Origin of the sequence: Nonlabens dokdonensis DSW-6 (assembly GCF_000332115.1) — a bacterium.
In the GTDB taxonomy this organism is placed as follows: Bacteria; Bacteroidota; Bacteroidia; order Flavobacteriales; family Flavobacteriaceae; genus Nonlabens; species Nonlabens dokdonensis.
Genome location: NC_020156.1, coordinates 657,310 through 679,941 on the forward strand (window position 1 = coordinate 657,310; position 22,632 = coordinate 679,941).

Genomic DNA, 22,632 nt, shown 5'->3' on the forward strand with positions numbered 1-22,632 from the left:
ACCACAAAATTCTCAAAGTTTTTATATATTTGAAATCTAAACAACTGCTATTGTGATAACAAGACATGCTTTTGAAGAATTATTTAAACGTATAGAAAATGAATCTCGCTGTCACATACAAGTACTCTATGGACCGAGGCAAACTGGTAAAACTACAGCCGCAAGACAACTTGCAAAAAAAACAACACAACCATTTCACATAGAAAATGCCGATGCTATAGATCCTGATTCTAAAGAATGGATCTTACAACAATGGCAAACTGCGCGATTGCTTATCACCACACAAGGCGCAAAAAGTGCCGTTCTTATTCTAGATGAAATTCAAAAGATCAACAACTGGTCAGAACAAGTAAAAAGAGAATGGGATGCAGACACCGCAAATGGTATTGAGCTCAAAGTAGTTTTGCTAGGATCATCTCGATTAATGCTACAACAAGGCCTGACCGAGTCACTGACAGGAAGATTTGAAACCATTTATGTACCACATTGGAGTTATAGCGAAATGCAAGAATTAAACGATGTATCTCTTGAAGAATACATTTTCTACGGTGGTTATCCTGGCGCAGCGACTTATTATAAGGACTGGAGACGATGGAAGAGATACATAAACTCTGCTTTTATAAAGACTAGCATTGAAAAAGACATTTTAATGTTAACTCGAGTAGATAAACCTGCGTTACTAGAAAAACTCTTTAAAATAGGAAGCAATTTTACGGGACAAATACTTTCTTATAATAAGATTAAAGGACAACTACAAGATGCTGGTAATGTAACCACATTATCACATTACTTAGACTTGCTTGACACAGCAGGACTACTGGCTGGATTAGAAAAATTTACACCTAATGAAGTACGCAAATATAGCAGCAGTCCTAAGTTTCAAGTTCAAAATAATGCTCTTTTTACAGCTCAACAAAATCTAGATTTCAACGCCGCAATAATGAAACCCATAGAATGGGGACGCTGGGTAGAAAGTGCCGTAGGTGCTCACTTATATAATGCCAGTATTGAAGGCGGATTTGAAGTGAGTTACTGGCGAGAACGTAATAATGAAGTTGATTTTGTGATTCATGATGAAGATTACAGTCTCGGTATAGAAGTAAAAAGCGGTGGCGAAGGCTATACCAAAGGAATGGAAAATTTTATCAAGAAATTCCCCAATTCTAAAACATTATTAGTTGGACATACCGGATTTCCTTTAGAAGATTTTTTAAAAATGGATCCTAGAGTAGCATTAGAATCTATAGGTGGAAAAGTTAATTAAATGTGATTTTTAAGAAATCGCTTTCGCGAAAGCAAATCACAACCTACCTTTGCACAACAATGAAAGCACCATACGTACATCATGATCATTTTTTCTCTTACCGTCAGGCGAGCTAAAAATGTATTGATGTAACTCAAACATATTTTAAAAACCGTCTGTCTCAGGCGGTTTTTTGTTTTTAATTCCCTCGAAAGTGGGAATCTCTGACTCAAAAAGCTCTAGCCAAATGATTCAGCAAAATCTAATAACAATGAACAATAGCAAAAATTTAAAAGATTTGGATAACAATAAACAGATGATTCGCATAGCGGTACAAAAATCAGGAAGACTATCAGATAAATCTTTGCAGCTCTTAAAAGATTGCGGTATCAAATTTGACAATGGTGGTCGTAAATTATCTACTCAAGCAAAAAACTTTCCGATGGAAATTCTTTTTTTAAGAGATGATGATATACCACAATACGTTGCAAATGGCGTTGCAGACCTTGGAATTTTAGGACTTAATGAAGTAGAAGAAAAAGACCAAGAAGTAGACGTGATCAAGCAACTAGGTTTTGCAGGCTGTCGTTTAAGTCTTGCCGTTCAAAAAGATGTAGATTATCCAGGTCTAGAATGGTTTAACGGTAAAAAGGTCGCTAGTAGTTATACCACAATCGTTAAAAAGTTCTTCGCAGATAAAGGGATTAATGCCACGACAGAAGAAATAGGCGGATCTGTTGAGATAGCTCCAGGAATAGGCCTTGCAGAAGGTATTTGCGATATCGTTTCTACAGGATCAACTCTGATTATGAATGGATTGAAAGAAGTAGAAACAGTAATGTACAGTGAAGCTGTTTTAATTTCAAACCCTAGTTTAGATGCTGCTAAAAAAGACATTTTGAACAAGTTACTGTTTCGCATGAAAGCGGTTCAAAACGCTCAGAAAAGTAAATACATCTTACTTAATGCGCCTAATGATAAGATAGAAGAAATATCTGCCTTATTACCTGGAATGAAAAGCCCAACGGTTTTACCATTAGCTGAAGAAGGATGGTCCAGCTTACACTCTGTTATTGAGGAGAATGATTTCTGGAATGTCATCGACCAATTAAAAGATGCCGGTGCACAAGGCATTTTAGTATCTCCAATAGAAAAATTGATTGCATAATGAAAATCATTTCTAACCCAGATTATTCTCAACAACAAAAGTTGCTAGAACGTCCTCAACAAGAACGTGCTAATGTAGAAACTGCTGTAAATGATATTATACAGCTGGTGAGAGAAAATGGTGATCAAGCCTTATTTGCTTTTGCAGAAAAGTTTGATAAAGCACAATTAAATTCTCTAAGAGTAACAGAAAAAGAAATCGAGCACGCCGCAACCCTTTTAGCACCAGAGTTAAAAGTAGCGATTCAAACTGCTTATAACAATATTTACAAATTTCATGAGGCTTGTTATACTCAGGATTATCCTGTCATGGAGACTATGCCTGGCATGACCTGCTGGAGAAAATCTTTACCTATTCAAAAAGTAGGTTTATACATTCCCGGTGGCTCTGCTCCTCTTTTCTCTACGGTGTTAATGCTCGCTATTCCAGCAAAGATTGCAGGTAATAAACGTGTGGTTCTTTGTAGTCCAACAGACGCCAATGGAAACATCAATCCAGCTGTTTTATATACAGCTAGTCTTTGTGGAGTTACAGAAATCTATAAAGCTGGTGGCGCGCAAGCCATTGCTGCCATGACTTATGGAACAGAAAGTATTCCAGCGGTTGATAAGATCTTTGGTCCTGGAAACGCATTTGTGACTCGAGCTAAAGAACTAGCACAACAACAAGGTGTTGCTATTGATATGCCAGCTGGACCATCAGAGGTTTTAGTTATTGCTGATCAAGAAGCAAATCCAGCATTTGTAGCAGCAGATTTACTCGCTCAGGCAGAACATGGTCCAGATTCTCAGGTAATTCTATTGACAGATTCTACTAATCTAGCCGAGGCTGTAAATGAACAATTAAGGATTCAATTAAGTACGCTTTCGCGAAAGCAAACAGCAGAAAAAACTATTGAAAACAGTAAAACTATCGTTCTAAAAAGCATAGAAGAATGTATCAAATGGTCTGACGCATATGCACCAGAACATTTGATCATAAATACAGAAAAAGCTGGTGATGTAGCCGAGCAAATTCAGGTTGCTGGATCTATTTTTATAGGTTCTTATACTTGCGAGAGTTTAGGTGATTATGCTAGTGGTACTAACCATACTTTACCTACCTATGGATATGCGCGTAATTATAGCGGTGTATCAGTAGATAGTTTTGTAAATAAAGTGACCTATCAAAAAGCAACGCCACAAGGCTTGAGAAATCTAGGGCCAGCCGTTGAAATAATGGCTACTGCCGAAGGTCTCGATGCGCACAAAAATGCGGTAAGTGTACGATTAAAAGAAATTAATGCCAACCCTAAATCCCTTCCAGAGGAAGGGACTTTTAAAGGACGTGAAAAGTATTCTTATGAAACAGCTCGCAAATCAATTTACGGTACGTTAAAAGAAAGAGCTTCTCAAATGCGCAAAAATCCAACAGAAACTGAGGCATTGATTTGGGAAAGATTGCGTAACAAAAAGTTAGACGTTAAATTCAGAAGACAGCATATCATTGATAAATATATAGTTGATTTTGCATCTATTGAAAAACGTTTGATTGTAGAAATAGATGGAGATATACATTTAAATCAAAAAGAAGAAGACAGAGTAAGACAAGATTATTTAGAATCACAAGGTTTTAAAGTGATAAGGTTTACAAACGATGATGTTCTAAAAAATTTAGATGCAGTAATTAAAACAATAAAAAACACGAGCACAGCGAGACCCAATTAGTTTCCCCTTGGGGAAATGTCCGCAGGACAATGGGGCTTACTCGCAATAATTGGAAAAATGGAATTTAACTTAGAAAATATAGTCCGCAAGAACATCTGGAATTTGAAGCCATATTCTAGTGCACGCAGTGAATTTGATTTGTACGGCAGCGATAAAGCCTACCCTAAATCCCTTCCAGCGGAAGGGACTTCTAATGAAGTTTCCCCTTTGGGGAAAATGTCCGCAGGACAAAAGGGGCTGACTTTACTAGACGCAAATGAAAATCCTAAGGGAGATTTAAATCGTTACCCAGATCCATTACAGTCTTCGATAAAAGAAGAATTGGCAAAACAAAAAGACATTTCGCCAGATCAAATATTTGTAGGTAATGGTAGTGATGAGGCTATTGATTTATTGTATCGCATTTTCTGTGAACCAGGAAAAGATACTGTAATTACTTGTCCACCTACTTATGGAATGTATGAAGTTAGTGCAGCGATTAATGATGTTAGTGTTTTAAAAGTGCCATTGAACAAAGATTTTTCATTAAATCTTGATGAAATTTTAAATAGTTCCGCTTTCGCCAAAGCAAAACTATTATGGATTTGCTCTCCTAATAACCCTACTGGAAATGTACTGCTCAAAGCCGATTTAAAACACGACTGGCAAGCACAAAATTATACTCGTGGTGGTATGATGGATATGCCATTTGCTCCTGAGTTTGAAGCAGAGATGCTGGAAAATCAAAGACAGCTGGATCGTTTGTTTGGGAATTTCAATGGTATCATCGTTGTAGATGAGGCTTATCAAGATTTTACAGAGAACATGAGTTTCATAAAACGACTAGAAGATTATCCTAATCTTGTGGTGTTACAAACCATGTCTAAGGCTCATGGTATGGCTGGTGCTCGAGTAGGATTTGCCTTTTCTTCTCCAGAAATCATTGAATTATTCAATCGAACAAAGCCACCGTATAACGTAAATGAATTGTCTCAAAAAGCAGTTCTAGAGACTTTAAAAAACGAAGAAAAAACAAAAACTGAAATACAAGAAATCATCAATAATAAAGATTTTCTTGTGGAGCATTTAAACAGTTTTAACTTTATAAAAGAAGTATATCCTAGTGAGGCAAATTTTGTTCTTGCCAAAGTAGAAAATGCTACGCAAGTTTATAATTACCTACGTGATAAAGGTATTATTATACGTAATCGCAGCAGTCAGATTAAGGATACGTTGCGATTTACCGTTGGGACAATGATGGAATGTAAAGAAGTGATTACGGCTTTACGACAAATTCCTGCGAACGCAGGAATCTAGCTGGTTAATTAAACTAACTTTAGTGCATAAAATTACATTAAATAAAAGCTTCCAAATATGAAAAACATCGGACATTATTTTTTAATCGCACTTGGTGGTGCGTCAGCAATTTTATCGATTTATGAGCTGCTAGATACCGAAAACTATTTGACACCAATATGCGGAATTATAGTTGGTCTAGGACTTATCAAAACATCTTTGGATAAAATGAAGTTGAAAAAAGAATTAGTAAAAAAATAAAGATTAATCATCGTTGATGATGACATAAATTAATAGTAGGTTATGGACTCACAGAGATTCCTGCCTGCGCAGGAATAACAACATGAAAAAAGTATTATTTATAGATCGCGATGGTACCATCGTAAAAGAACCACCAGTAGATTATCAACTGGATAGTTATGAAAAGTTGGAATTCTTGCCTATGGCGATTACTCAGCTACATCGCATCGCTCGAGAGTTAGATTATGAACTAGTAATGGTGACTAATCAAGATGGATTAGGAACAGATAGTTTTCCTGAAGATACCTTCTGGCCTGTGCATAATTTAATGATGAATGTGCTAGAAAATGAAGGGATTAACTTCAGTGAGATTTTAATCGATCGTTCTTTTCCTGAGCAAAATGCACCTACTCGTAAACCACAAACTGGTTTATTGACACATTATATAAAAGGCAACTATGATCTAGAGAATAGTTTTGTAATCGGTGATCGCAATAGCGATATGCAACTGGCAAAAAATCTAGGTTGTAAAGGAATACAGCTACCATCCATTACTGACGACTCTACTTTTGAAGACGAACTAGTAGTTCTTAAAACAAGTAGCTGGAAAGAGATTTTTGACTTTTTAAAAGGACAACCTCGCAAGGTCACGGTAAGTCGTAAAACCAATGAAACCGATATTAAAATTACATTGAATCTTGACGGTTCTGGAAACGGAAAAATAGATACCGGTTTAAAGTTTTATGATCACATGCTGGAGCAGTTGCAGCGTCACGGTTCATTAGATTTAGACATTAAAGTAAATGGCGATCTAGAAATAGATGAACATCACACTATTGAAGATACGGCGATTGCTTTGGGTGACGCTTTCGCGAAAGCGTTATCCTCAAAAAAAGGAATCAATAGATATGGCTTCTTGTTACCTATGGATGACTCGCTAGCACAGGTGGGAATAGACTTCGGCGGAAGACCATGGATCGTATGGGAAGCAGAATTTAAACGTGAATATGTGGGCGATATGCCTACAGAATTGTTCTTTCACTTCTTTAAATCATTCAGCGATGCAGCAAAATGCAACCTGAACATGAAAGTAGAAGGAGATAATGAACACCACAAAATAGAGTCGCTTTTCAAAGCATTTGCAAAAGCAATAAAAATGGCCGTAAAACAAACTGGTGATGGTAAATTACCGAGTACAAAAGGAACACTATGATTGCGATTGTAAAATATAACGCAGGTAATATAGGCAGTGTCACTAATGCGCTCAACAGACTAGGAATAGAAAATAAAGTTACTGACGATCCTGAAGAATTAAAGGCGGCTGATAAAGTTATTTTCCCTGGTGTAGGAGAAGCTGGTACCGCGATGAACTATTTGCGTGAACGTGGATTAGATCAAGTCATAAAAGAATTGAAACAGCCTGTACTAGGAATATGCTTAGGAATGCAACTCATGTGCAGCCATAGTGAAGAAGGTGATACAGAATGTCTAGGGATTTTTGACACTACCGTAAAGAAATTTCCGGTAACTGAAGGAATGAAAGTACCTCATATGGGATGGAATTCTTTGAGTTATGAGTTAGGCGTTCAGAGTTCAGAGTCATTCTTAACTCATAATTCTGAACTCTTAACTAATTTGCAGCCTGAATCAGACGTTTATTATGTACACTCGTACTATGCTGAAGTTTGTAAGGATACAGTTGCGGCTTGTGATTATATTTTACCTTTCAGTAGTGTGTTGCAAAAAGACAATTTTTATGCAACACAATTTCATCCTGAGAAAAGTGCTGGTGTTGGTGAGGAGATATTGAAGAATTTTTTAAAAATTCCTGCGTAGGCAGGAATCTAGCTGGTTAATTAACTGGCAACTGAAACAAATACAAACCGATTCTGCTAAGCAGCGGAATGACAAATAAATTAATTGTAGGTGAAGGATGCAAAGAGATTCCTGCCTGCGCAGGAATTTGGCTTATGAGAATTATACCAGCAATAGATATTATAGACGGTAAATGTGTACGTCTATCACAAGGCGATTACAACCAAAAAACGGTTTATAATGAAGACCCACTAGAAGTTGCAAAAGAATTTGAAGCAAATGGAATAAAGCACTTGCACTTAGTAGATCTAGATGGAGCAAAAAGCAGCCATGTGGTGAACTGGAAAGTGCTGGAGCGCATCGCTGGACAGACAGGTTTGCATGTTGATTTTGGCGGTGGAGTGAAAACTGACGAAGACATAAAAGTCGTATTTGAAAGTGGTGCAAAACAAGTTACTGGCGGTAGTATCGCTGTAAAAGATGCTGCAACTTTTGAAGGTTGGATTTCTAGATATGGTACTGATAAGATCATCCTAGGAGCAGATGCTAAGGATGGAATGATCGCCACACACGGCTGGCTAGAAAGTAGCGAGTTAGAGGTGATAGAATTCATCAAAGAATGGAATAAAAAAGGAATCGAGTATGTGATTTGTACCGATATTGCAAAAGACGGTATGCTTGCTGGAACTAGTAATGAGTTGTATAAGGAGATTCTAAGCCAACCCTTAATCCCTTCCAGAGGAAGGGAAACTAAGAATGGAAATCCTTTCCCTATTGGGGAAATGTCCGCAGGACAATGGGGCTTAAAATTAATCGCATCTGGTGGTGTTGCTGTCATAGAAGACCTATACCGCTTGCGCGAAATGGGTTGTGAAGGAGCTATTGTGGGAAAAGCATTTTATGAAGGTAGAATTACATTTAAAGAATTGAGAGAATTTGTATAGTGAACGATTAACTTACAAGCTTTTAGAGATAAGCGATTTAGAAGAGTTACATGAGCTGAATTTAATACCTGAGGTAGATCAATTCAACACTATGGGATTACCTGATAGTATTCAAGTAACTAAAGATTTACTAGATGCAAAAATCGAGGATCATCAACAAGAAAACATTAGTAAGCTCACCTATTCCATTCGGTTAACAGATAATAGTGAATTTATAGGTATCTCTGGTATTTTATTTGGTCAACCTAAGTATAAAAAAGCAGAGCTTTGGATGAAGTTTAATCCTAAGTTTTGGAATCAAGGTTATGCTACTGAAACAATAACTCGATTATTAAAAGCTTGTTTTGAAGAGTATCAACTTCATAGAGTTGAAGCAGGTTGCGCTATTGAAAATCATGCATCAAAAAAAGTTCTTGAAAAATGTGGCTTTGTGGTAGAAGGAGTTCAAAGAAAAAACTTGCCTTTAAAAACCGGATGGAGCGATAATTATGAGTTTGGGATATTGGAAGAAGAATATTTAGATAAAAATCGAGATTAATTTATAGCGAAGCCGCTCTGCAGCGGCTTGACCATATGAGTTTAAAAAAAAGAATTATACCATGCCTTGATATTAAGGATGGACGTACGGTAAAAGGAATTAACTTTGTTGGATTGCGAGATGCTGGTGATCCTGTAGAACTTGCAAAGCAATATGCTGCTCAAGGTGCTGACGAGTTGTGTTTTCTAGATATTACAGCAACTATAGAGAAGCGTGACACTTTAGTACCGCTAGTTCGTGAAATCGCTGCTGTTTTAAATATTCCATTTACTGTAGGTGGCGGAATTAACGACGTAGCTCTTGCCAAAGAAATCATTAAAGCTGGTGCTGATAAAATAGCTATCAATAGTGCTGCCGTAAAAAGACCAGAACTAATTAGTGAACTCGCTGCGGAGCTGGGCAGTCAGTGTGTAGTTGTTGCGGTGGATACGAAGAAAAAACAAAATCAAAACGAAAAACAAAATCAAGACATAACCTTCGATGAGATTTCGCATCAAGTGCGGAATAAAGTCTTCGTAGCTGGTGGACGTGTAGAGACAGAACTAGAAACCATTTCTTGGTGTCAAGAAATTGAACGATTAGGTGCTGGAGAAATCTTGCTTACCAGTATGGATCATGATGGTACAAAAAATGGTTTTGCTCTAGAACTTACAGATACTATTTCGAGAAAATTGAGTATTCCGATCATTGCATCAGGTGGTGGAGGAACAAGTGCTCATTTTACAGATTTATTTAAAGACACAGAAGCGAGTGCTGGACTTGCAGCGAGTATATTTCATTTTGGAGAATTGCCCATTCCGGAATTGAAAAAGCAGCTCGCAGACAAAGGTGTTTCTATACGTACTTTAATTTAATTTAATACGTATATTTGTAAAAAGTACTTTATAATGGATGCAAAACTTACTTTAAAACTGGATAAAGAGATCATTGAACTTGCTAAGCAATATGTCAAGGAAAATGGCACTAGTTTATCTAAGTTTATTGAAGAAATGTTACGCACAAAAATAACTGAGGAAGGAATGAATAAATATGATATACCTATTCATCCTCTATTAAAGGCTATGGAGACAGGTACAGATTATTTTGAAAAAAGCAACATTTCTATCAAATCTCCTAAAGAAGAAAGAAATGAAATTCATGAAGAACGCTTGAAAAAATACTTAAATCTAGATAAGCAATGAAATTGTTTATAGACGCTAACATATTAATAGATATTTTAACTGAACGTAAACCATTTTATAACAGTGCCACTGCATTTGTAACCTTTTGCTTAGAAAATAACTATGAAATGGTAACCAATACATTATGTATTTCCAACACCTATTATCTTGGTCAGCAAATTATTAGAAATCAAAATATAACCAAGAAAAAGATAGAAAGTATCAACTCTTTTTGTAAAGTAGAAGATATGACTCAAAATCAATTAGACACCTCATTTCAATCTGGCTTTGTAGATTTTGAAGATGCATTGCATAATGCTTGTGCGATTGAAAATCAATGCACGCACATCATAACTAGAGACAAAAAAGGATTTAAAAAATCTTACCTCAAAGTATTAACACCAACACTATTTTTAACGCAATATGACTCCTAAATTCAATAAGAACAACGATAATTTACTACCTGTAATCATACAAGATGCAACTAGCAAAGAAGTATTGATGCTAGGTTATATGAATCAAGAGGCATTTGAAAAAACTCAAGCAGAAAATAGAGTGACTTTTTACTCACGTAGCAAACAACGACTTTGGACTAAAGGAGAATCTTCTCATAATTTTTTGGATGTGGTAGCTATAAAAATCGATTGTGATCAGGATACCATTCTTATAAAAGCAAATGCACATGGACCTACTTGTCATACTGGTAAGGTAAGTTGTTTTGATGATGGTGATGAGTCTCGCTTTCGCGAAAGCGAGAACAATTTTACTATTAACGATCTTGAAAAAACTATTCACCAGCGTATTGACGATCAAGTAGAAGGTTCTTACACCTATTCATTAATCCAAAAAGGAATTAATAAAGTAGCTCAAAAAGTAGGTGAAGAAGCAGTAGAAACGGTAATCGATGCTATAAATGGTAGAGAAGAAGACTTTATTTATGAAGCTGGTGATCTAATGTATCACTACCTAGTATTACTTAAAGCAAAAGGCTACTCATTAAGCGATATTGAGAAAGAACTTGCTAAAAGGCATCAATAAATAAAACCGCAAGTCCCCTAAACTTGCGGTTTATGAAATCAAGGCTTTACTTGATTCCCACTTAATAATTACTTCACTTTTGAGTATTTCTCAAACATATAATTCAATTGATCATCTATAAAAGTTTTGCCGGATAGGTAAAGAGCATTTGCAAATTTGTCAGGATCTACCGCAACCATTTTGGCATTTTCTGATATGGTGCTTTCCCAGTAAGTGACTGTATAAATATTCCCTACATCATACGATTGAGAAGCTTCACCTCTATTGTAGCTTTCTACTTTAGTATCTTCTATGACGCCTTCAATCGTTAGAGGTTTTTTAAGATATCCTTTCCAGACTGTTTTTCTTAATCCTGAGCCTTGAGATAGGTTAAAATCTGTTTCTAAATTATAAACATCTTCTGCACCTTTAAATCTTATACCTTTTTTCTTAGGTGCTGTAATAGCTTTAGAACCTAAAGTCAAATTAGTTTTTATACGAGCGTTTGCTCCTCCTAAACTTTTTAACCACGATCCACCTGTTTCACTCCAGCTCATAACTAAATTGATATCTAAAACGATGGCGTCGTTTATTTCTTTAGAAAGTGCATTATTACCGCCAGAAACTGCTTTCCCAACAGCTTTAAAACCAGAGAACAATCCGCTTTTTTTGGACGAAGTCCCTTCAGCATCCTTAACACTTGCGTACCCTTTAAAATTAGTAGGGATAATTTCTAGCATTCCAGGATTAGCACTTTCTCTTAAAACTGGTCCATTAAGCGGAATTGCTTTTTTATAAAATTTAGTATCCTTTACAGCGTCTGCTTCTAAGATGGTAAAACCTTTACTTTCTAGGTCGGCTACTAATTCCTTATACAACTGATCTACTTTTTCCTGTAATTTAATAGCATCTACGCCACTTAATCCAAGTGCTGCGTTAGCTTTGGCTTCACCTCTTCCTTTACCTCTAAACTCGCGTTTTGCCTTGTAATCTGTATCTTCTCTGTATATTTCTACAAGAACATTAAAGTTAGAGATGTACACTTCTTTGGAGGCTTTCTTTTTAGGGTTTTGTCCTGAGTTAGCTACTTTGGATTTTAATTCTCCTAAGTTCTGTGATTTTGCAAACAGGCCAAAAGCTAAAAAGGCCAAAACGCAAATCGTTATTTTTTTAGTCATCTTTTCATGTTTTAAATGGAACGTCTATTAATAACTCAAAGATGTAGATGAAAAAACTCTCTTGTAATAGGTCAATTGCCGTATTATAAAGTAATTCTAATTAACTCCTTATTAACCCTAAAGAGAGCCTTGTGTAATACCTTTAAAATAAAAACTAATTATGAGCAAAGACCAAGCATTATTACAACCCATAACTATAGGAGCAGTAGAATTAAAGAATAGAGTTATTATGGCTCCTATGACTAGATGTAGAGCGACTAACGAACATCAAGCTCCAGATCAAAAACATATTGATTATTACACACAACGCGCAGGTGCTGGTTTAATAATAACAGAAGGAAGTGAAGTTTCAGAAAAAGCTAGAGGTTATCCTTTTGTAGCAGGAATCTTTAATGACGCACAAGTAGAAGGCTGGAAAAAAGTAGTAGAAAGCGTCCATGAAGCTGATGGTAAAATATTTCTCCAACTATGGCATGTAGGCCGCACTTCCCTACCAGACTATCATGATGGACAACTACCATGGGCACCAAGTGCTGTTAATCCTGAAACAGAGTTAAGAAACGCCTACGGAGAAAAGAAAAAGACAGAGGTCCCTCATGAGATGACTGTAGAAGAAATTAAGCAAACTGTAAAAGAATTTGGTCATGCTGCTGCAAATGCTAAAAAAGCGGGATTTGATGGAGTTGAAATCCATAGTTCTAACGGTTATTTAATCCATCAATTTTTTAATAATCAATCTAACTTAAGAACAGATGATTATGGTGGAAGCAATGAAAACAAAGTTCGTTTTTTCTTCGAAGTTTTAGAAGCGGTAAAAGAATCTTTTCCAGAAAACAGAATAGGTTGCAGATTGAATCCATCTTTACACGGTGTTTTTGGAATTGAAGGAACACCAGATACGATTCCGTTTTTTGATTATCTTGTAAACAAATTAAACGATCACGATCTCGCTTATGTTCATTTATCAGAACCTTTTACAGATGTAAGTGGTGTCAACTTTTTAGAATCAGATATTGCCAAACATTACCGTCCTATTTACAAAGGAAATTTAATGATCAATAATGAATTTGATCGCGAGTCAGGTAATCAAGTGATTGAAGATGGTCATGCAGATTTAGTCGCCTATGGAAAGTTATTTATCTCAAATCCAGATCTAGCACATAGATTTGAGTTAAAAGCAGAAACTGCAGACTGGAATCAAGAAACTTTTTATTCACAAGGCCGTGAAGGTTATACAGACTATCCTACTTTAGAAGAAGAAAAAGCTAAGAACTAATACCAGTAAGTAAAATTTGAGGCAACTCTTTTTTAAGGTCGGCTACTTCGGTGGCCGACTTTTTTGGTATCCATAAATAGATAGATCTTAATGTGCTTAGAAGATTAAAAAGCATCGTTTCTACACTGATGTTTTTAAACTCACCAGTAGAAATCCCGCTTTGTAAAATCTTTTTAAAATCTAGCTCATAAGTCTTGCGCAGCAGTATGTATTCTTGGTAGGCCGCTCCTTCTAGATGCATCCAGTCAGTATTTAATACGGCAAGTGCATTTGTGTATTCTAGTGCTATTTTTATGTGGAGAAGAATGAGTTGTTCCGCTTTCGCGAAAGCGGACTTATCATCCAGCTCTACCGCATCCATACCAGTAGTAAACTCGTGAGCCACCTCGAGAATGAGCGTGGCAAGAATCTCTTGTTTACCAGAAATATGATTGTATAAACTAGCCGCTTTCATATCCATCGCCGCAGCAAGGTCACGCATGGTAACCGCGCTATAACCACGTTCTTTAAAAAGTAGAGCTGCGGTTTGTAAAATCTGTTTTTTGCGTGTCATGAAATGCAAATATAAGAGAAGAAGTCTATCATAAATTTGATTTAATAACTAGAAACAATCCTTAAAATAAACGATTTTGTACTAGCTTTGAGCTTTATCCTATCAGCATGCTAGAGCATATAGAAACTAATCCATTAATTGAGCGATTGCCGCCTCATCTTAAGCAATTTATAAAGCCACAAAGTTATGAACTTTATACCTATCAAGATCAAGCGGTATGGCGACATGTGATGCGCAAAAACGTAGACTTCTTAAGTAAAGTGGCACATGGTTCGTACCTAAGCGGTTTGCAAAAAACTGGAATTTCTATAGATACCATACCATCCATGTATGGAATGAATCGCATTTTAAAAGAAATAGGCTGGGCAGCTGTTGCAGTAGACGGATTTATTCCGCCAGCGGCGTTTATGGAATTTCAAGCCTATAAAATACTCGTTATTGCGGCCGATATTAGAAAACTAGATAACATTGAATACACTCCTGCGCCAGATATTATTCATGAAGCAGCTGGTCATGCACCTATCATCGCAAGTCCAGATTATGCAGAATATTTAAGACGTTTTGGCGAGATAGGAAGCAAAGCGATTTCTAGTGCACACGATCATGAGATGTATGAAGCAGTTCGCAAAATATCTATTCTCAAAGAAGTCCGTAGCGAGAAAAAAGATGAGGTTTTAGAGGAACAAATTAATGCTGCAGAAGCAGAAATAGAACGCCTACAAAACAAAAAAGTAGAACCTAGTGAAATGTCTTTGATAAGGAACTTACACTGGTGGACGGTAGAATATGGACTTGTGGGAACTCTAGAAGACCCCAAATTATATGGTGCTGGATTACTTTCTAGTATAGGAGAAAGTAAAAGCTGTCTTGAAAAAGAAGTTGAAAAAAGACCTTATTCTATTGATGCGGCATATCAAGATTTTGACATCACACGCAAGCAACCTCATCTTTATGTAACACCTAATTTTGCTCATCTAAGTGAAGTACTGGAAGAATTTGCTAACACCATGGCAGTGCGTAAAGGTGGACATCGTGGTTTACAGAAATTGATTAATTCGAAGTCTTTAGGAACTATAGAAATCAGTACAGGATTGCAGGTAAGCGGCGTTTTTACTCGCATGATTACTAATGATGATAATGACGTTGTTTATTTTGAAACCACAGGAGAAAGTGCGCTTGCTTATCGAGAAAAAGAATTGATAGGTCATGGAAGAGCCACTCATAAACAAGGGTTTTTATCACCTCTAGGAAAACTCAAAGGAATTAATCTTGCTATTGAGGACATGGGACCTAGAGATTTGCAAGCTTATAACTTTTATGATAACGAGCGCATTGAATTCACTTATGAAAGTGGCATAAGAGTAGAAGGATTGAACGTTACTGGACAACGTAATATCAACGGTAAATTAATGCTCATACAGTTTACAGATTGTACTGTCACCTATAAAGATGAAGTACTTTTCTCTCCAGCAGATGGAATGCTCAATCTTGCGGTAGGTAAAGAAATCGTAAGCGCTTATGCCGGCCCAGCAGACTATTACAGTTTTGATCTGGTATACCATGAAAGTGATACGAAGACTATAAAACCAAAGGTTTCTAAGAAAGAGGTTGAAATTCAATCACTTTATGAAAAAATACGTCACTATCGCGAGGAAGATAAAATCAACAAATCACTCTTAGAGAATTTGAAAAATCAAGTACAGCAAGAATATCCTGAGCAGTGGTTGCTTATCAAGGAGATAGAGGAGTTGATTGGTTGATAAAATCAGTTTTAGATTGACGGGAATCTCTTTGCGAAATTGATATTTCAACATTGACAACAGTGCCATTACCTATGGTGCTTGTTAATTTGAGGTCTCCACCTAGTTTTTGAGTAGCGTTTTTTATCAATTTGATTCCTTCACCGTCAGGAATAAGTTTACGATCATATCCACTTCCATTATCATGGGTAATTAAGTTCAATTTTTCGCTTTCTATTGATAGAATGGTAAAAATAAAGTTGGCTTGCGAATGAATAGCAGCGTTATGCATACCTTCATTAATGATTATCAATAATTGTAGAGCTTGTTTCGGCTCAAAGTTCAAGTTTTCTTTCTCTGGAAAGTTTCTTGTAAAAACGCCTTCAAATTCAAGATTCACTTTATATAACTCTTGCAGCTGTTCTGTGCAAAGCTCTAAATCTTTAAGAGAAAAGTTATTCTTGCTAGCAGCAAACTGATATAATAAAGTTATTGCACATTTTTTTGCTGAAGATGAATCTAACTGCTTTTTTGCCAGTTCTTCAAGAATATCTTGACGCTGTTTCTCGTAATAAGATTTTCTACTGTTATTTAATTCAACAGCTTGAGAACGATCTATTTCACTCCAAATTAAAGAAATAACAACACCTAAAGTTAATCCCAAAAAAACATATAACAACCAATTTTCCATCTAACTAAATTAGTCTATTTACTATAAGAATCGCTAGGTATAGAAAACTGAATTGTTGTACCAGCATCTTTTTTACTTGAAAGATCTAATACCGAATTTATCAATCTCGCACGTTCCTTCATATTTTTGATTCCATTACCAGGTTGATAGTTGTCTAGTTCAAAACCTTTACCATTGTCTTTTATAGTAATATGCACATCTTGATCGTCTGAAGTTGCATATATTGAAATCTCATTGGCTTCTGCATATTTTAAAGCATTATTGATCGCTTCTTGAATGATTCTAAAAACATGCATTCCGTTAACTGAATTAAAAATCACAACATTAGCAGCATCAAATTCAACATTCCATATAATTTGATCATTATTTGTAGCGTTAAATTGAGCGATCATAGAAGTGGTTCTTTCCTCAATATCTTCTAATGAAATTTTGTTTTTATTCATCGCCCAGATCGTGTCTCTCAATTCTCCAATGGTATTTCTAGTGAAGCCACTAAGTGAAGCTAACTTGCTATTTGTAACATTTGCATCTAGATTTTGAGCATACTTCAAGTTATCTAAAGAAGAAATTAAAAAAGTGAGTTGGCTACCTATATTATCATGTAAATCTCTAGAAATACGTAATCGTTGTTCGTGCAATTTATTTTGAGTTTCTATTTTTGCAAGGGCTAATTCTAGTTCCTTTTCTTTTGCTTTTTGCTCGCTTTTTATTTGTCGTTGACGCATAAAGAAGAACCCTAGAAGACCTATGAGAATAGCGCCTCCTATCAGCAGATAAATGGTCTGATTGCGGCGTTGTAATTTCAGGTCATTCTCAGCAAGTTGAGCACGTTGCTCGGCAATTTCTTGTTCTTTCTGAGCAGACTGATATTTTTCATAATATTCTTGTGCTTGTGCTGTACGCTCGGTCTCTTCATAAGAATCACGATGCTCTAATGCTCTTGCATAAGCGGCTGCACTCTCTTTAAAATCCTTGTTGTAAGCATGAAGTCGGCCTTTAATGACCTCCATTTCTGCAAGCTGCTTGTGTTGATCTTCTTTTATTAATAATATTCCTTGCTTGATACGATCAATACCTTTCTCGTACTGTCCATCTAGCTGAAACATTTCAGCTAAGGTTACTAAATTATTTGCAGAAAGTCTTTTATTATTAATTTCTTCATACAATATTTGAGCTTTTTCAGAATAGAAAATTGCGCTATCTAGAACTCTCGCATCTCTAAAATCTATACCTAAGTTTTGATAAGCAATGGCAAGACCTCTTTTATCATTAGATTCTTTCTTAATCTCGATAGCTTTACGCATATAATATTGAGTGGAATCTCGTTGATCTAGCCTCTTAGCCACATTAGATAAATTAGAATAACTCGCTCCTAGACCGTAAGTATCTTTCAATCGCTCTCTTATCTTCAGGGCTTTTAAATGGCTTGTTTTAGATTCCGTATATCTCCCTAAATCATAAAGAATAAGCCCCATATTATTATAAATACTCGATAGACCACGATCATAGTCTACTTTTTCAAAAACCTCAGCACCTAAAACATATTGCTCCATCGCTAGTTCAAGTTCGTCACGATTCCAGTATACTAAGCCTTTGTCATTATACACATTACCCATAGAAATATAATCCTTACGTGGTGCTGCTATTTCCATCGCACGATCATACAAGAGAAGTGCACTGTCCTTTTTTGATACTACATCATAATATATTCCTTTCCTTATAAGACTCTGAGCATGTTGATAAGGTGAATTCTCAACCTTCGTATTTGCTATAGTATAATCAGCTATTTGGTTAGCAACTTTTGGTTTTGAATAGACGTACTTAAAGAAATCCTTGTGAAGTTTATCAATTTTGAGTGAATCTGTAATTTGAACAGCAGCATTTTGCACAAGTGAATCGACTATGGATTGCTGTGCCTGGCTTAATAAACCTATCATCAAAACCAAAAATACTAAACTGTTCTTCATGATAGAAAAATACGCAATTTTTACAAATAGTTGAATTACTGATTTTTATCTCGCTTTCGCGAAAGCGGAATTCCTAGAAGACTTCTTAATCATTTTGAGTTATATAGGTATAGTAAGTGCAACATGTGTTCCTTCTTGCAAAGTACTTGTGATTTCTAAGTTAGACTCCATCATTGATGCTCGATCTTGCATATTCTTGAGACCGTTACCTAAGGATTGCTGCTCTATGTCAAAACCTTTACCGTTATCAATAATTGTAATAATTAAATTATTCTCTTCCTTAGCCGACTTTATTAGAATTAAGTGAGCTTGTGCATACTTTATGGCGTTGTTGAGAGACTCTTGAATAATTCTGAAAATATGCATGCCTTGAATTGCATTAAAAGTAATATTCATATTTTCTTCAAACTGAGTTTCAACTAAAAAGGAATCTTGCGAATTGATATTAATTTTTGCAACCATCGTGTTGGTACGGTCATGAATATCGTCTATGGAAATGTTGTTTTTATTCATCGCCCAGATAGTATCTCTAAGTTCATCGATGGTTGTTCTCGTATAATTGCTCAACTCTGATAATTTCTCGCTTGTAGTTTGCCTTCCTAATTTTTGACCATAATTTAAATTATCTATTGATGAAATAAGAAACGTAAGCTGGCTACCTATGTTATCATGAAGATCTCTGGAAATCCTTAAACGTTGTTCTTGCAACTTGTTTTGTATTTCTATTTGAGCCATCGCCTTTTCTAGTTCTTTTTCTTTTGTGAGCTGGGCATTTTTTATTTTCTGCTGTCTGTAAAATAAGAGCCCTAACAAAAAAATAAATACTGCTCCTACACTAACTAAGGTAATGACTTGATTACTTTTCTGAATTTCTAATGCTTTTTCTGCTAGTGTGGCGCGTTGTTTTAAGATTTCCTGTTCCTTTTCGGCAGTACTATATTTTATTTCAAAGTTTGCTATTTTATCTTGTAGCAATTCGTTAGACAAAGAATCTTTTGCAAGCGTATAAGATTCAAGATAACTATAGGCTTTATCGTCATTTCCTTGAGCTTTATACAAATAAGACAAATACTTATACAACTTTGCCCTTTCGGTAGGCATACTGTTGGATTCTATGATAGGCTCTGCAATGAATAGGTATTTTGCTGCTATATCGTCTTCATGCTTTTGATAATAATTAATACCTAGGTTGAGAGCTGCAACTCGATAGACCTCATCATCTTTGAGTAATTCTGCTTTTTTAAACACATCTTTATATACTGACATAGCACGAGCAGTATCACCTTGAATTTTATATATAATAGCAGAATTATTAAGCGCCTGAAGTGTTGTTTTAGGTTTATCTAACTCTTGCGCATCTTTAAGAATTTGTTGATATTCATACAGTGCTGACTGGATCAACGAACTGTCCTTTTTTTTACCTAGAGCCAATTTAATACCAGCTATATTAAGTCTGGTAGTAAGTGCCTCTTCTTTTAAACCAAGTGTCAGTTTTAATTTAATAGCTTTTTCATACAGTCCCAAAGCTCTATCTAATTCTCCCATCTCATCATATACCAATCCCAAATTATTCAATGACTTTGATAACTGTAAGGTATCATTGAGCTTTTTTGCAAGGGTAATAGATTTTTCCTGAACCGATACACTTCCTTTAAGATCGCCTTTATAAGTCATAGCTGCACCCATATTATTGAGGTACCTCATTTGGTCTATCTCGTGTTTATTATCTACAGCTTGCTCGTAAGCCATTTCAAATTTTGAAAAAGCGCCTGTAAAATCACCTTGGTAAAAATTTAAAATTCCTTGATCTCCATAATATTTTACTGTCAGATCATAGGATGATATTCTTTCTAACGAGGGTTGCACGCGGTCATATATCGCTTGAGCATCCTTATACTTGCTTTGACCTATGAGTTTTTGAGCTTTATCTAATTCACTAGCGATGCTCAAGGAATCTTTTGTTCTTTGTTGTCCAAAACTTAACGAGAAACATAAAAACAAAAGAATGGATAATAGATATTTCATTTAAAGAAATTAATATAGGTATAAATATTGGTTGCGATCTCGCTTTCGCGAAAGCATAATAAAAGCAAACTTTTTAAATAAGATTATTCTTTTTGGCTTTTTCAACAGCCTCTAACTTAGAATGTACTTGAAGCTTTTTATAAATATTCTCAATGTGCTTGCGCACAGTGCTGGGCGATAAGAATAAATTATCTGCAATTTTTGTGTAGCTCAAACCTTTGCCTAATTGTTCCAGTACTTCTACCTCTCTTTCTGTAAGTTGAAAATCTTCTTGAGCTTGCTTTTGAAACTGAACTGGATTCCTGAGCAATCTTAAAGTTTTTTGCGCAATGGATGGTGTCATGGCTGCGCCACCATCTAGTGTTTCTAAAATTCCATTTTTTAAAGATTCTGGATCGACGTCCTTGAGTAAATATCCATCTGCACCTGCTTGAATAGCGTTAAAGATCAACTCGTCGTTATCAAAAACGGTTAACATAACTACTTTAATTTGCGGATAGGTTTTCTTAACCAGCATGGTCGCTTCTACACCATCCATAACTGGCATTTCTATATCCATGAGAATCAAATCTACGTTTGAATTTGCAGCGAGTTGCTCCATACAATCTTGCCCATGAATTGCAGTAAATCTTAAATCAAAGTCTTGAAAAAAAGACAGCTTCTCTTTGGTAGCATGAAGAAGAAAAGAATTATCATCTACTATAGCATATCTTATTTTCATAATCTTGTTTTTACAGTTTCTCCCAGATGCGTTGATAAGTTTTTAGAAGAAATGAACACTCTAATGCAGCTTGTTCTAGTCCTAGATTCTTAAAATCGGCACTGTTATTATTTTTAAAAGTACTAAAAGATTTGTTGATGGCGTCTAACTCCATAGACATAAGCTTATGAGAGTTATTGTTGTTTTGAGTAGTTGTAGAAAGTTTGAGTTGTATTTCTAGATATCTACTCTGTAAGGAGTTTGCTACCTTCGTTGCTTTAGCTTCTTGTCGTATCACAAAAATTAGAATACTAACGCACAGGAGTACCAGTCCATAGTAAATGGGCTGGAAAGAATGTAAGGCTGGAGCTGCTATGTACGTAAAATGCATGAACTGGGATACTATTTATCTTCTTACTCTCATTTCAAATAAAGTATCATAATCTGTACTTCCTACACTAGAACCATCTTTATAATATAGTTTTCTAAATATCATACGACTGTTATACGGATCTACCTTGTACCGCTTTGTCCAGTCAGGAAAGTTGACGTCCTTAGATTCAGATATTTGAACTAAAGATTCATAGTCTTTATAAGTCTCACGCATATATTTTGTGAAATTATCTGGATCTTTATGATAGATTTTCATCAACTCTGGCACTTTGCTATAGGCTTTTTCTTTACCAAATTCTATTCCTTTAGTCATTAATTCAAACTCGTGGTACACCACTTTTGTGGCATCATCTTTAAAAGAAAATAACGGTTGACCATTTGCATAGTAAATGTATTTGATACTAGCGTCTTTTTCTTTATTATTATTATATTCAGTTTGCTCTACCCTTGTCAAAACTCCATTCTCATAAAAATAATCGGCCATTTTTTCTAAACCGGTTTTATTTTTATTGTGAATACGGCTTATTCTACCATCCTTATCATATTCATAACTTGTGGTGTAATTTGTATAAACTCCTGTCGCAGTTTCTTTACTGATTCTTCCTTGCTCGTCATGACTGTAAACCACATCCATATTAAAATTAACAGCACTTGCTTTTTTTACTAAGCTGTCTAGTTTACCGTTTTTATAAGTATAGTCATATAAAGTTTCGCTAGCATATTTTCCTATGATGCGCGTGTAATCTTTATCTAACAAACCATTATCATTAAATAGCAACACTTTAAGCATTGCTGGCTCATATCCAGTACTGTCTGATTTATAATAAACGGTCTCTGTTTTTGTCACTTCCTTATGGATACCATAATCTGAGGCTTTTAAAAAAGGTAAAGCCAGGTGCAAATTGATATCTTTTTCATAGACTGTTTGTTGTGAGTTCGCTTTCGCGAAAGCGAGACATAATATTATTATAATAACTTTTTTCATCATTCTATCATTTAAAACA

The 22,632-nt window shown here is 35.6% G+C and carries 23 protein-coding genes; 15 read left to right on the plus strand and 8 right to left on the minus strand.

Annotated elements, in window-relative coordinates:
• The first annotated feature begins 52 nt into the window (after positions 1-52).
• The 13 genes from DDD_RS02850 (at position 53) to hisIE (ending at position 11,127) form a co-directional block, all read left to right on the plus strand.
• Positions 53-1,264 carry an ATP-binding protein gene (locus tag DDD_RS02850; RefSeq protein WP_015361228.1) on the plus strand — a complete coding sequence of 404 codons (1,212 nt, stop codon included), beginning with the start codon at positions 53-55 and terminating at the stop codon, positions 1,262-1,264.
• A gap of 250 nt (positions 1,265-1,514) precedes the next feature.
• The gene (gene hisG, locus DDD_RS02855) at positions 1,515-2,411 is read left to right on the plus strand and encodes an ATP phosphoribosyltransferase (RefSeq protein ID WP_052329252.1); all 897 of its coding nucleotides are present in this window, start codon (positions 1,515-1,517) and stop codon (positions 2,409-2,411) included.
• Positions 2,411-4,117, plus strand: coding sequence for a histidinol dehydrogenase (gene hisD / locus DDD_RS02860; RefSeq protein WP_015361231.1), 1,707 nt, complete (start codon positions 2,411-2,413; stop codon positions 4,115-4,117). The genes hisG and hisD overlap by 1 nt, the downstream gene beginning before the upstream one ends.
• Positions 4,118-4,174: 57 nt before the next feature.
• Positions 4,175-5,413, plus strand: coding sequence for a pyridoxal phosphate-dependent aminotransferase (locus DDD_RS02865; RefSeq protein ID WP_015361232.1), 1,239 nt, complete (start codon positions 4,175-4,177; stop codon positions 5,411-5,413).
• Positions 5,414-5,470: 57 nt separating this feature from the next.
• On the plus strand, positions 5,471-5,653 hold the full coding sequence (locus DDD_RS02870) for a hypothetical protein (protein ID WP_015361233.1): 183 nt from the start codon (positions 5,471-5,473) through the stop codon (positions 5,651-5,653).
• Positions 5,654-5,735: 82 nt separating this feature from the next.
• Complete coding sequence (hisB, locus tag DDD_RS02875) at positions 5,736-6,845, plus strand: bifunctional histidinol-phosphatase/imidazoleglycerol-phosphate dehydratase HisB (RefSeq protein ID WP_015361234.1); 1,110 nt, start codon at positions 5,736-5,738, stop codon at positions 6,843-6,845.
• A complete protein-coding gene (gene hisH / locus DDD_RS02880) occupies positions 6,842-7,468 on the plus strand; it encodes an imidazole glycerol phosphate synthase subunit HisH (protein WP_015361235.1) in 627 nt (208 codons plus the stop codon). Before hisB ends, hisH begins: the two co-directional genes overlap by 4 nt.
• A gap of 134 nt (positions 7,469-7,602) precedes the next feature.
• Positions 7,603-8,391, plus strand: a complete 789-nt coding sequence (locus tag DDD_RS02885; RefSeq protein WP_041567305.1) for a 1-(5-phosphoribosyl)-5-[(5-phosphoribosylamino)methylideneamino]imidazole-4-carboxamide isomerase — start codon at positions 7,603-7,605, stop codon at positions 8,389-8,391.
• Entirely contained in the window at positions 8,384-8,929 is a 546-nt protein-coding gene (locus DDD_RS02890; RefSeq protein ID WP_015361237.1) for a GNAT family N-acetyltransferase, read from the plus strand. Before DDD_RS02885 ends, DDD_RS02890 begins: the two co-directional genes overlap by 8 nt.
• A 35-nt stretch (positions 8,930-8,964) precedes the next feature.
• Positions 8,965-9,783 (plus strand): imidazole glycerol phosphate synthase subunit HisF, encoded by an 819-nt coding sequence (gene hisF, locus DDD_RS02895; RefSeq protein ID WP_015361238.1) that lies wholly within the window; start codon positions 8,965-8,967, stop codon positions 9,781-9,783.
• Positions 9,784-9,816: 33 nt separating this feature from the next.
• Positions 9,817-10,110 carry a DUF6364 family protein gene (locus DDD_RS17195; protein ID WP_015361239.1) on the plus strand — a complete coding sequence of 98 codons (294 nt, stop codon included), beginning with the start codon at positions 9,817-9,819 and terminating at the stop codon, positions 10,108-10,110.
• Positions 10,107-10,523 carry a type II toxin-antitoxin system VapC family toxin gene (locus DDD_RS02905; protein ID WP_015361240.1) on the plus strand — a complete coding sequence of 139 codons (417 nt, stop codon included), beginning with the start codon at positions 10,107-10,109 and terminating at the stop codon, positions 10,521-10,523. The genes DDD_RS17195 and DDD_RS02905 overlap by 4 nt, the downstream gene beginning before the upstream one ends.
• Complete coding sequence (gene hisIE, locus DDD_RS02910) at positions 10,513-11,127, plus strand: bifunctional phosphoribosyl-AMP cyclohydrolase/phosphoribosyl-ATP diphosphatase HisIE (protein ID WP_015361241.1); 615 nt, start codon at positions 10,513-10,515, stop codon at positions 11,125-11,127. The genes DDD_RS02905 and hisIE overlap by 11 nt, the downstream gene beginning before the upstream one ends.
• 68 nt (positions 11,128-11,195) lie before the next feature.
• Here hisIE and DDD_RS02915 read toward each other — a convergent pair whose 3' ends face one another.
• On the minus strand, positions 11,196-12,284 hold the full coding sequence (locus tag DDD_RS02915) for a hypothetical protein (RefSeq protein ID WP_015361242.1): 1,089 nt from the start codon (positions 12,282-12,284) through the stop codon (positions 11,196-11,198).
• A 160-nt stretch (positions 12,285-12,444) separates the two neighbouring features.
• Between DDD_RS02915 and DDD_RS02920 the strand changes: the two genes are divergently transcribed.
• The gene (locus DDD_RS02920; RefSeq protein ID WP_015361243.1) at positions 12,445-13,560 is read left to right on the plus strand and encodes an alkene reductase; all 1,116 of its coding nucleotides are present in this window, start codon (positions 12,445-12,447) and stop codon (positions 13,558-13,560) included.
• On the opposite strand, the gene DDD_RS02925 is transcribed toward DDD_RS02920, so the two are convergent.
• Complete coding sequence (locus DDD_RS02925; RefSeq protein ID WP_015361244.1) at positions 13,550-14,113, minus strand: TetR/AcrR family transcriptional regulator; 564 nt, start codon at positions 14,111-14,113, stop codon at positions 13,550-13,552. The genes DDD_RS02920 and DDD_RS02925 overlap by 11 nt on opposite strands.
• A gap of 107 nt (positions 14,114-14,220) precedes the next feature.
• On the opposite strand from DDD_RS02925, the gene DDD_RS02930 reads away from it, so the two are divergent.
• On the plus strand, positions 14,221-15,873 hold the full coding sequence (locus DDD_RS02930) for an aromatic amino acid hydroxylase (RefSeq protein WP_015361245.1): 1,653 nt from the start codon (positions 14,221-14,223) through the stop codon (positions 15,871-15,873).
• Here DDD_RS02930 and DDD_RS02935 read toward each other — a convergent pair.
• From DDD_RS02935 to DDD_RS02960, 6 genes are all read right to left on the minus strand, one after another.
• The gene (locus tag DDD_RS02935) at positions 15,845-16,543 is read right to left on the minus strand and encodes a sensor histidine kinase (RefSeq protein WP_015361246.1); all 699 of its coding nucleotides are present in this window, start codon (positions 16,541-16,543) and stop codon (positions 15,845-15,847) included. The genes DDD_RS02930 and DDD_RS02935 overlap by 29 nt on opposite strands.
• Before the next feature lie 14 nt (positions 16,544-16,557).
• Positions 16,558-18,510, minus strand: coding sequence for an ATP-binding protein (locus DDD_RS02940; protein ID WP_041566877.1), 1,953 nt, complete (start codon positions 18,508-18,510; stop codon positions 16,558-16,560).
• Positions 18,511-18,609: 99 nt separating this feature from the next.
• Positions 18,610-20,535 carry an ATP-binding protein gene (locus tag DDD_RS02945; protein WP_041566878.1) on the minus strand — a complete coding sequence of 642 codons (1,926 nt, stop codon included), beginning with the start codon at positions 20,533-20,535 and terminating at the stop codon, positions 18,610-18,612.
• Positions 20,536-20,608: 73 nt separating this feature from the next.
• Entirely contained in the window at positions 20,609-21,256 is a 648-nt protein-coding gene (locus DDD_RS02950; protein ID WP_015361250.1) for a response regulator, read from the minus strand.
• A 10-nt stretch (positions 21,257-21,266) separates the two neighbouring features.
• Entirely contained in the window at positions 21,267-21,626 is a 360-nt protein-coding gene (locus tag DDD_RS02955) for a hypothetical protein (RefSeq protein WP_015361251.1), read from the minus strand.
• A 15-nt stretch (positions 21,627-21,641) separates the two neighbouring features.
• Positions 21,642-22,616: a hypothetical protein gene (locus DDD_RS02960; protein ID WP_015361252.1), complete on the minus strand. Its 975-nt coding sequence runs from the start codon at positions 22,614-22,616 to the stop codon at positions 21,642-21,644.
• Positions 22,617-22,632 lie beyond the last annotated feature (16 nt).

Excerpts from the sequence above, each read along its gene's own strand:
- DDD_RS02930 (WP_015361245.1), top strand. The coding sequence starts at position 14,221 with ATGCTAGAGCATATAGAAACTAATCCATTAATTGAGCGATTGCCGCCT.
- hisF (WP_015361238.1), top strand. The coding sequence starts at position 8,965 with ATGAGTTTAAAAAAAAGAATTATACCATGCCTTGATATTAAGGATGGA.
- DDD_RS02950 (WP_015361250.1), bottom strand. The coding sequence starts at position 21,256 with ATGAAAATAAGATATGCTATAGTAGATGATAATTCTTTTCTTCTTCAT.
- hisIE (WP_015361241.1), top strand. The coding sequence starts at position 10,513 with ATGACTCCTAAATTCAATAAGAACAACGATAATTTACTACCTGTAATC.
- DDD_RS02915 (WP_015361242.1), bottom strand. The coding sequence starts at position 12,284 with ATGACTAAAAAAATAACGATTTGCGTTTTGGCCTTTTTAGCTTTTGGC.
- DDD_RS02865 (WP_015361232.1), top strand. The coding sequence starts at position 4,175 with ATGGAATTTAACTTAGAAAATATAGTCCGCAAGAACATCTGGAATTTG.
- hisB (WP_015361234.1), top strand. The coding sequence starts at position 5,736 with ATGAAAAAAGTATTATTTATAGATCGCGATGGTACCATCGTAAAAGAA.
- hisH (WP_015361235.1), top strand. The coding sequence starts at position 6,842 with ATGATTGCGATTGTAAAATATAACGCAGGTAATATAGGCAGTGTCACT.
- DDD_RS02870 (WP_015361233.1), top strand. The coding sequence starts at position 5,471 with ATGAAAAACATCGGACATTATTTTTTAATCGCACTTGGTGGTGCGTCA.
- DDD_RS02955 (WP_015361251.1), bottom strand. The coding sequence starts at position 21,626 with ATGCATTTTACGTACATAGCAGCTCCAGCCTTACATTCTTTCCAGCCC.
- DDD_RS02920 (WP_015361243.1), top strand. The coding sequence starts at position 12,445 with ATGAGCAAAGACCAAGCATTATTACAACCCATAACTATAGGAGCAGTA.
- DDD_RS02935 (WP_015361246.1), bottom strand. The coding sequence starts at position 16,543 with ATGGAAAATTGGTTGTTATATGTTTTTTTGGGATTAACTTTAGGTGTT.
- DDD_RS17195 (WP_015361239.1), top strand. The coding sequence starts at position 9,817 with ATGGATGCAAAACTTACTTTAAAACTGGATAAAGAGATCATTGAACTT.
- DDD_RS02905 (WP_015361240.1), top strand. The coding sequence starts at position 10,107 with ATGAAATTGTTTATAGACGCTAACATATTAATAGATATTTTAACTGAA.
- DDD_RS02940 (WP_041566877.1), bottom strand. The coding sequence starts at position 18,510 with ATGAAGAACAGTTTAGTATTTTTGGTTTTGATGATAGGTTTATTAAGC.
- DDD_RS02925 (WP_015361244.1), bottom strand. The coding sequence starts at position 14,113 with ATGACACGCAAAAAACAGATTTTACAAACCGCAGCTCTACTTTTTAAA.
- hisG (WP_052329252.1), top strand. The coding sequence starts at position 1,515 with ATGAACAATAGCAAAAATTTAAAAGATTTGGATAACAATAAACAGATG.
- hisD (WP_015361231.1), top strand. The coding sequence starts at position 2,411 with ATGAAAATCATTTCTAACCCAGATTATTCTCAACAACAAAAGTTGCTA.
- DDD_RS02885 (WP_041567305.1), top strand. The coding sequence starts at position 7,603 with ATGAGAATTATACCAGCAATAGATATTATAGACGGTAAATGTGTACGT.
- DDD_RS02960 (WP_015361252.1), bottom strand. The coding sequence starts at position 22,616 with ATGATGAAAAAAGTTATTATAATAATATTATGTCTCGCTTTCGCGAAA.
- DDD_RS02945 (WP_041566878.1), bottom strand. The coding sequence starts at position 20,535 with ATGAAATATCTATTATCCATTCTTTTGTTTTTATGTTTCTCGTTAAGT.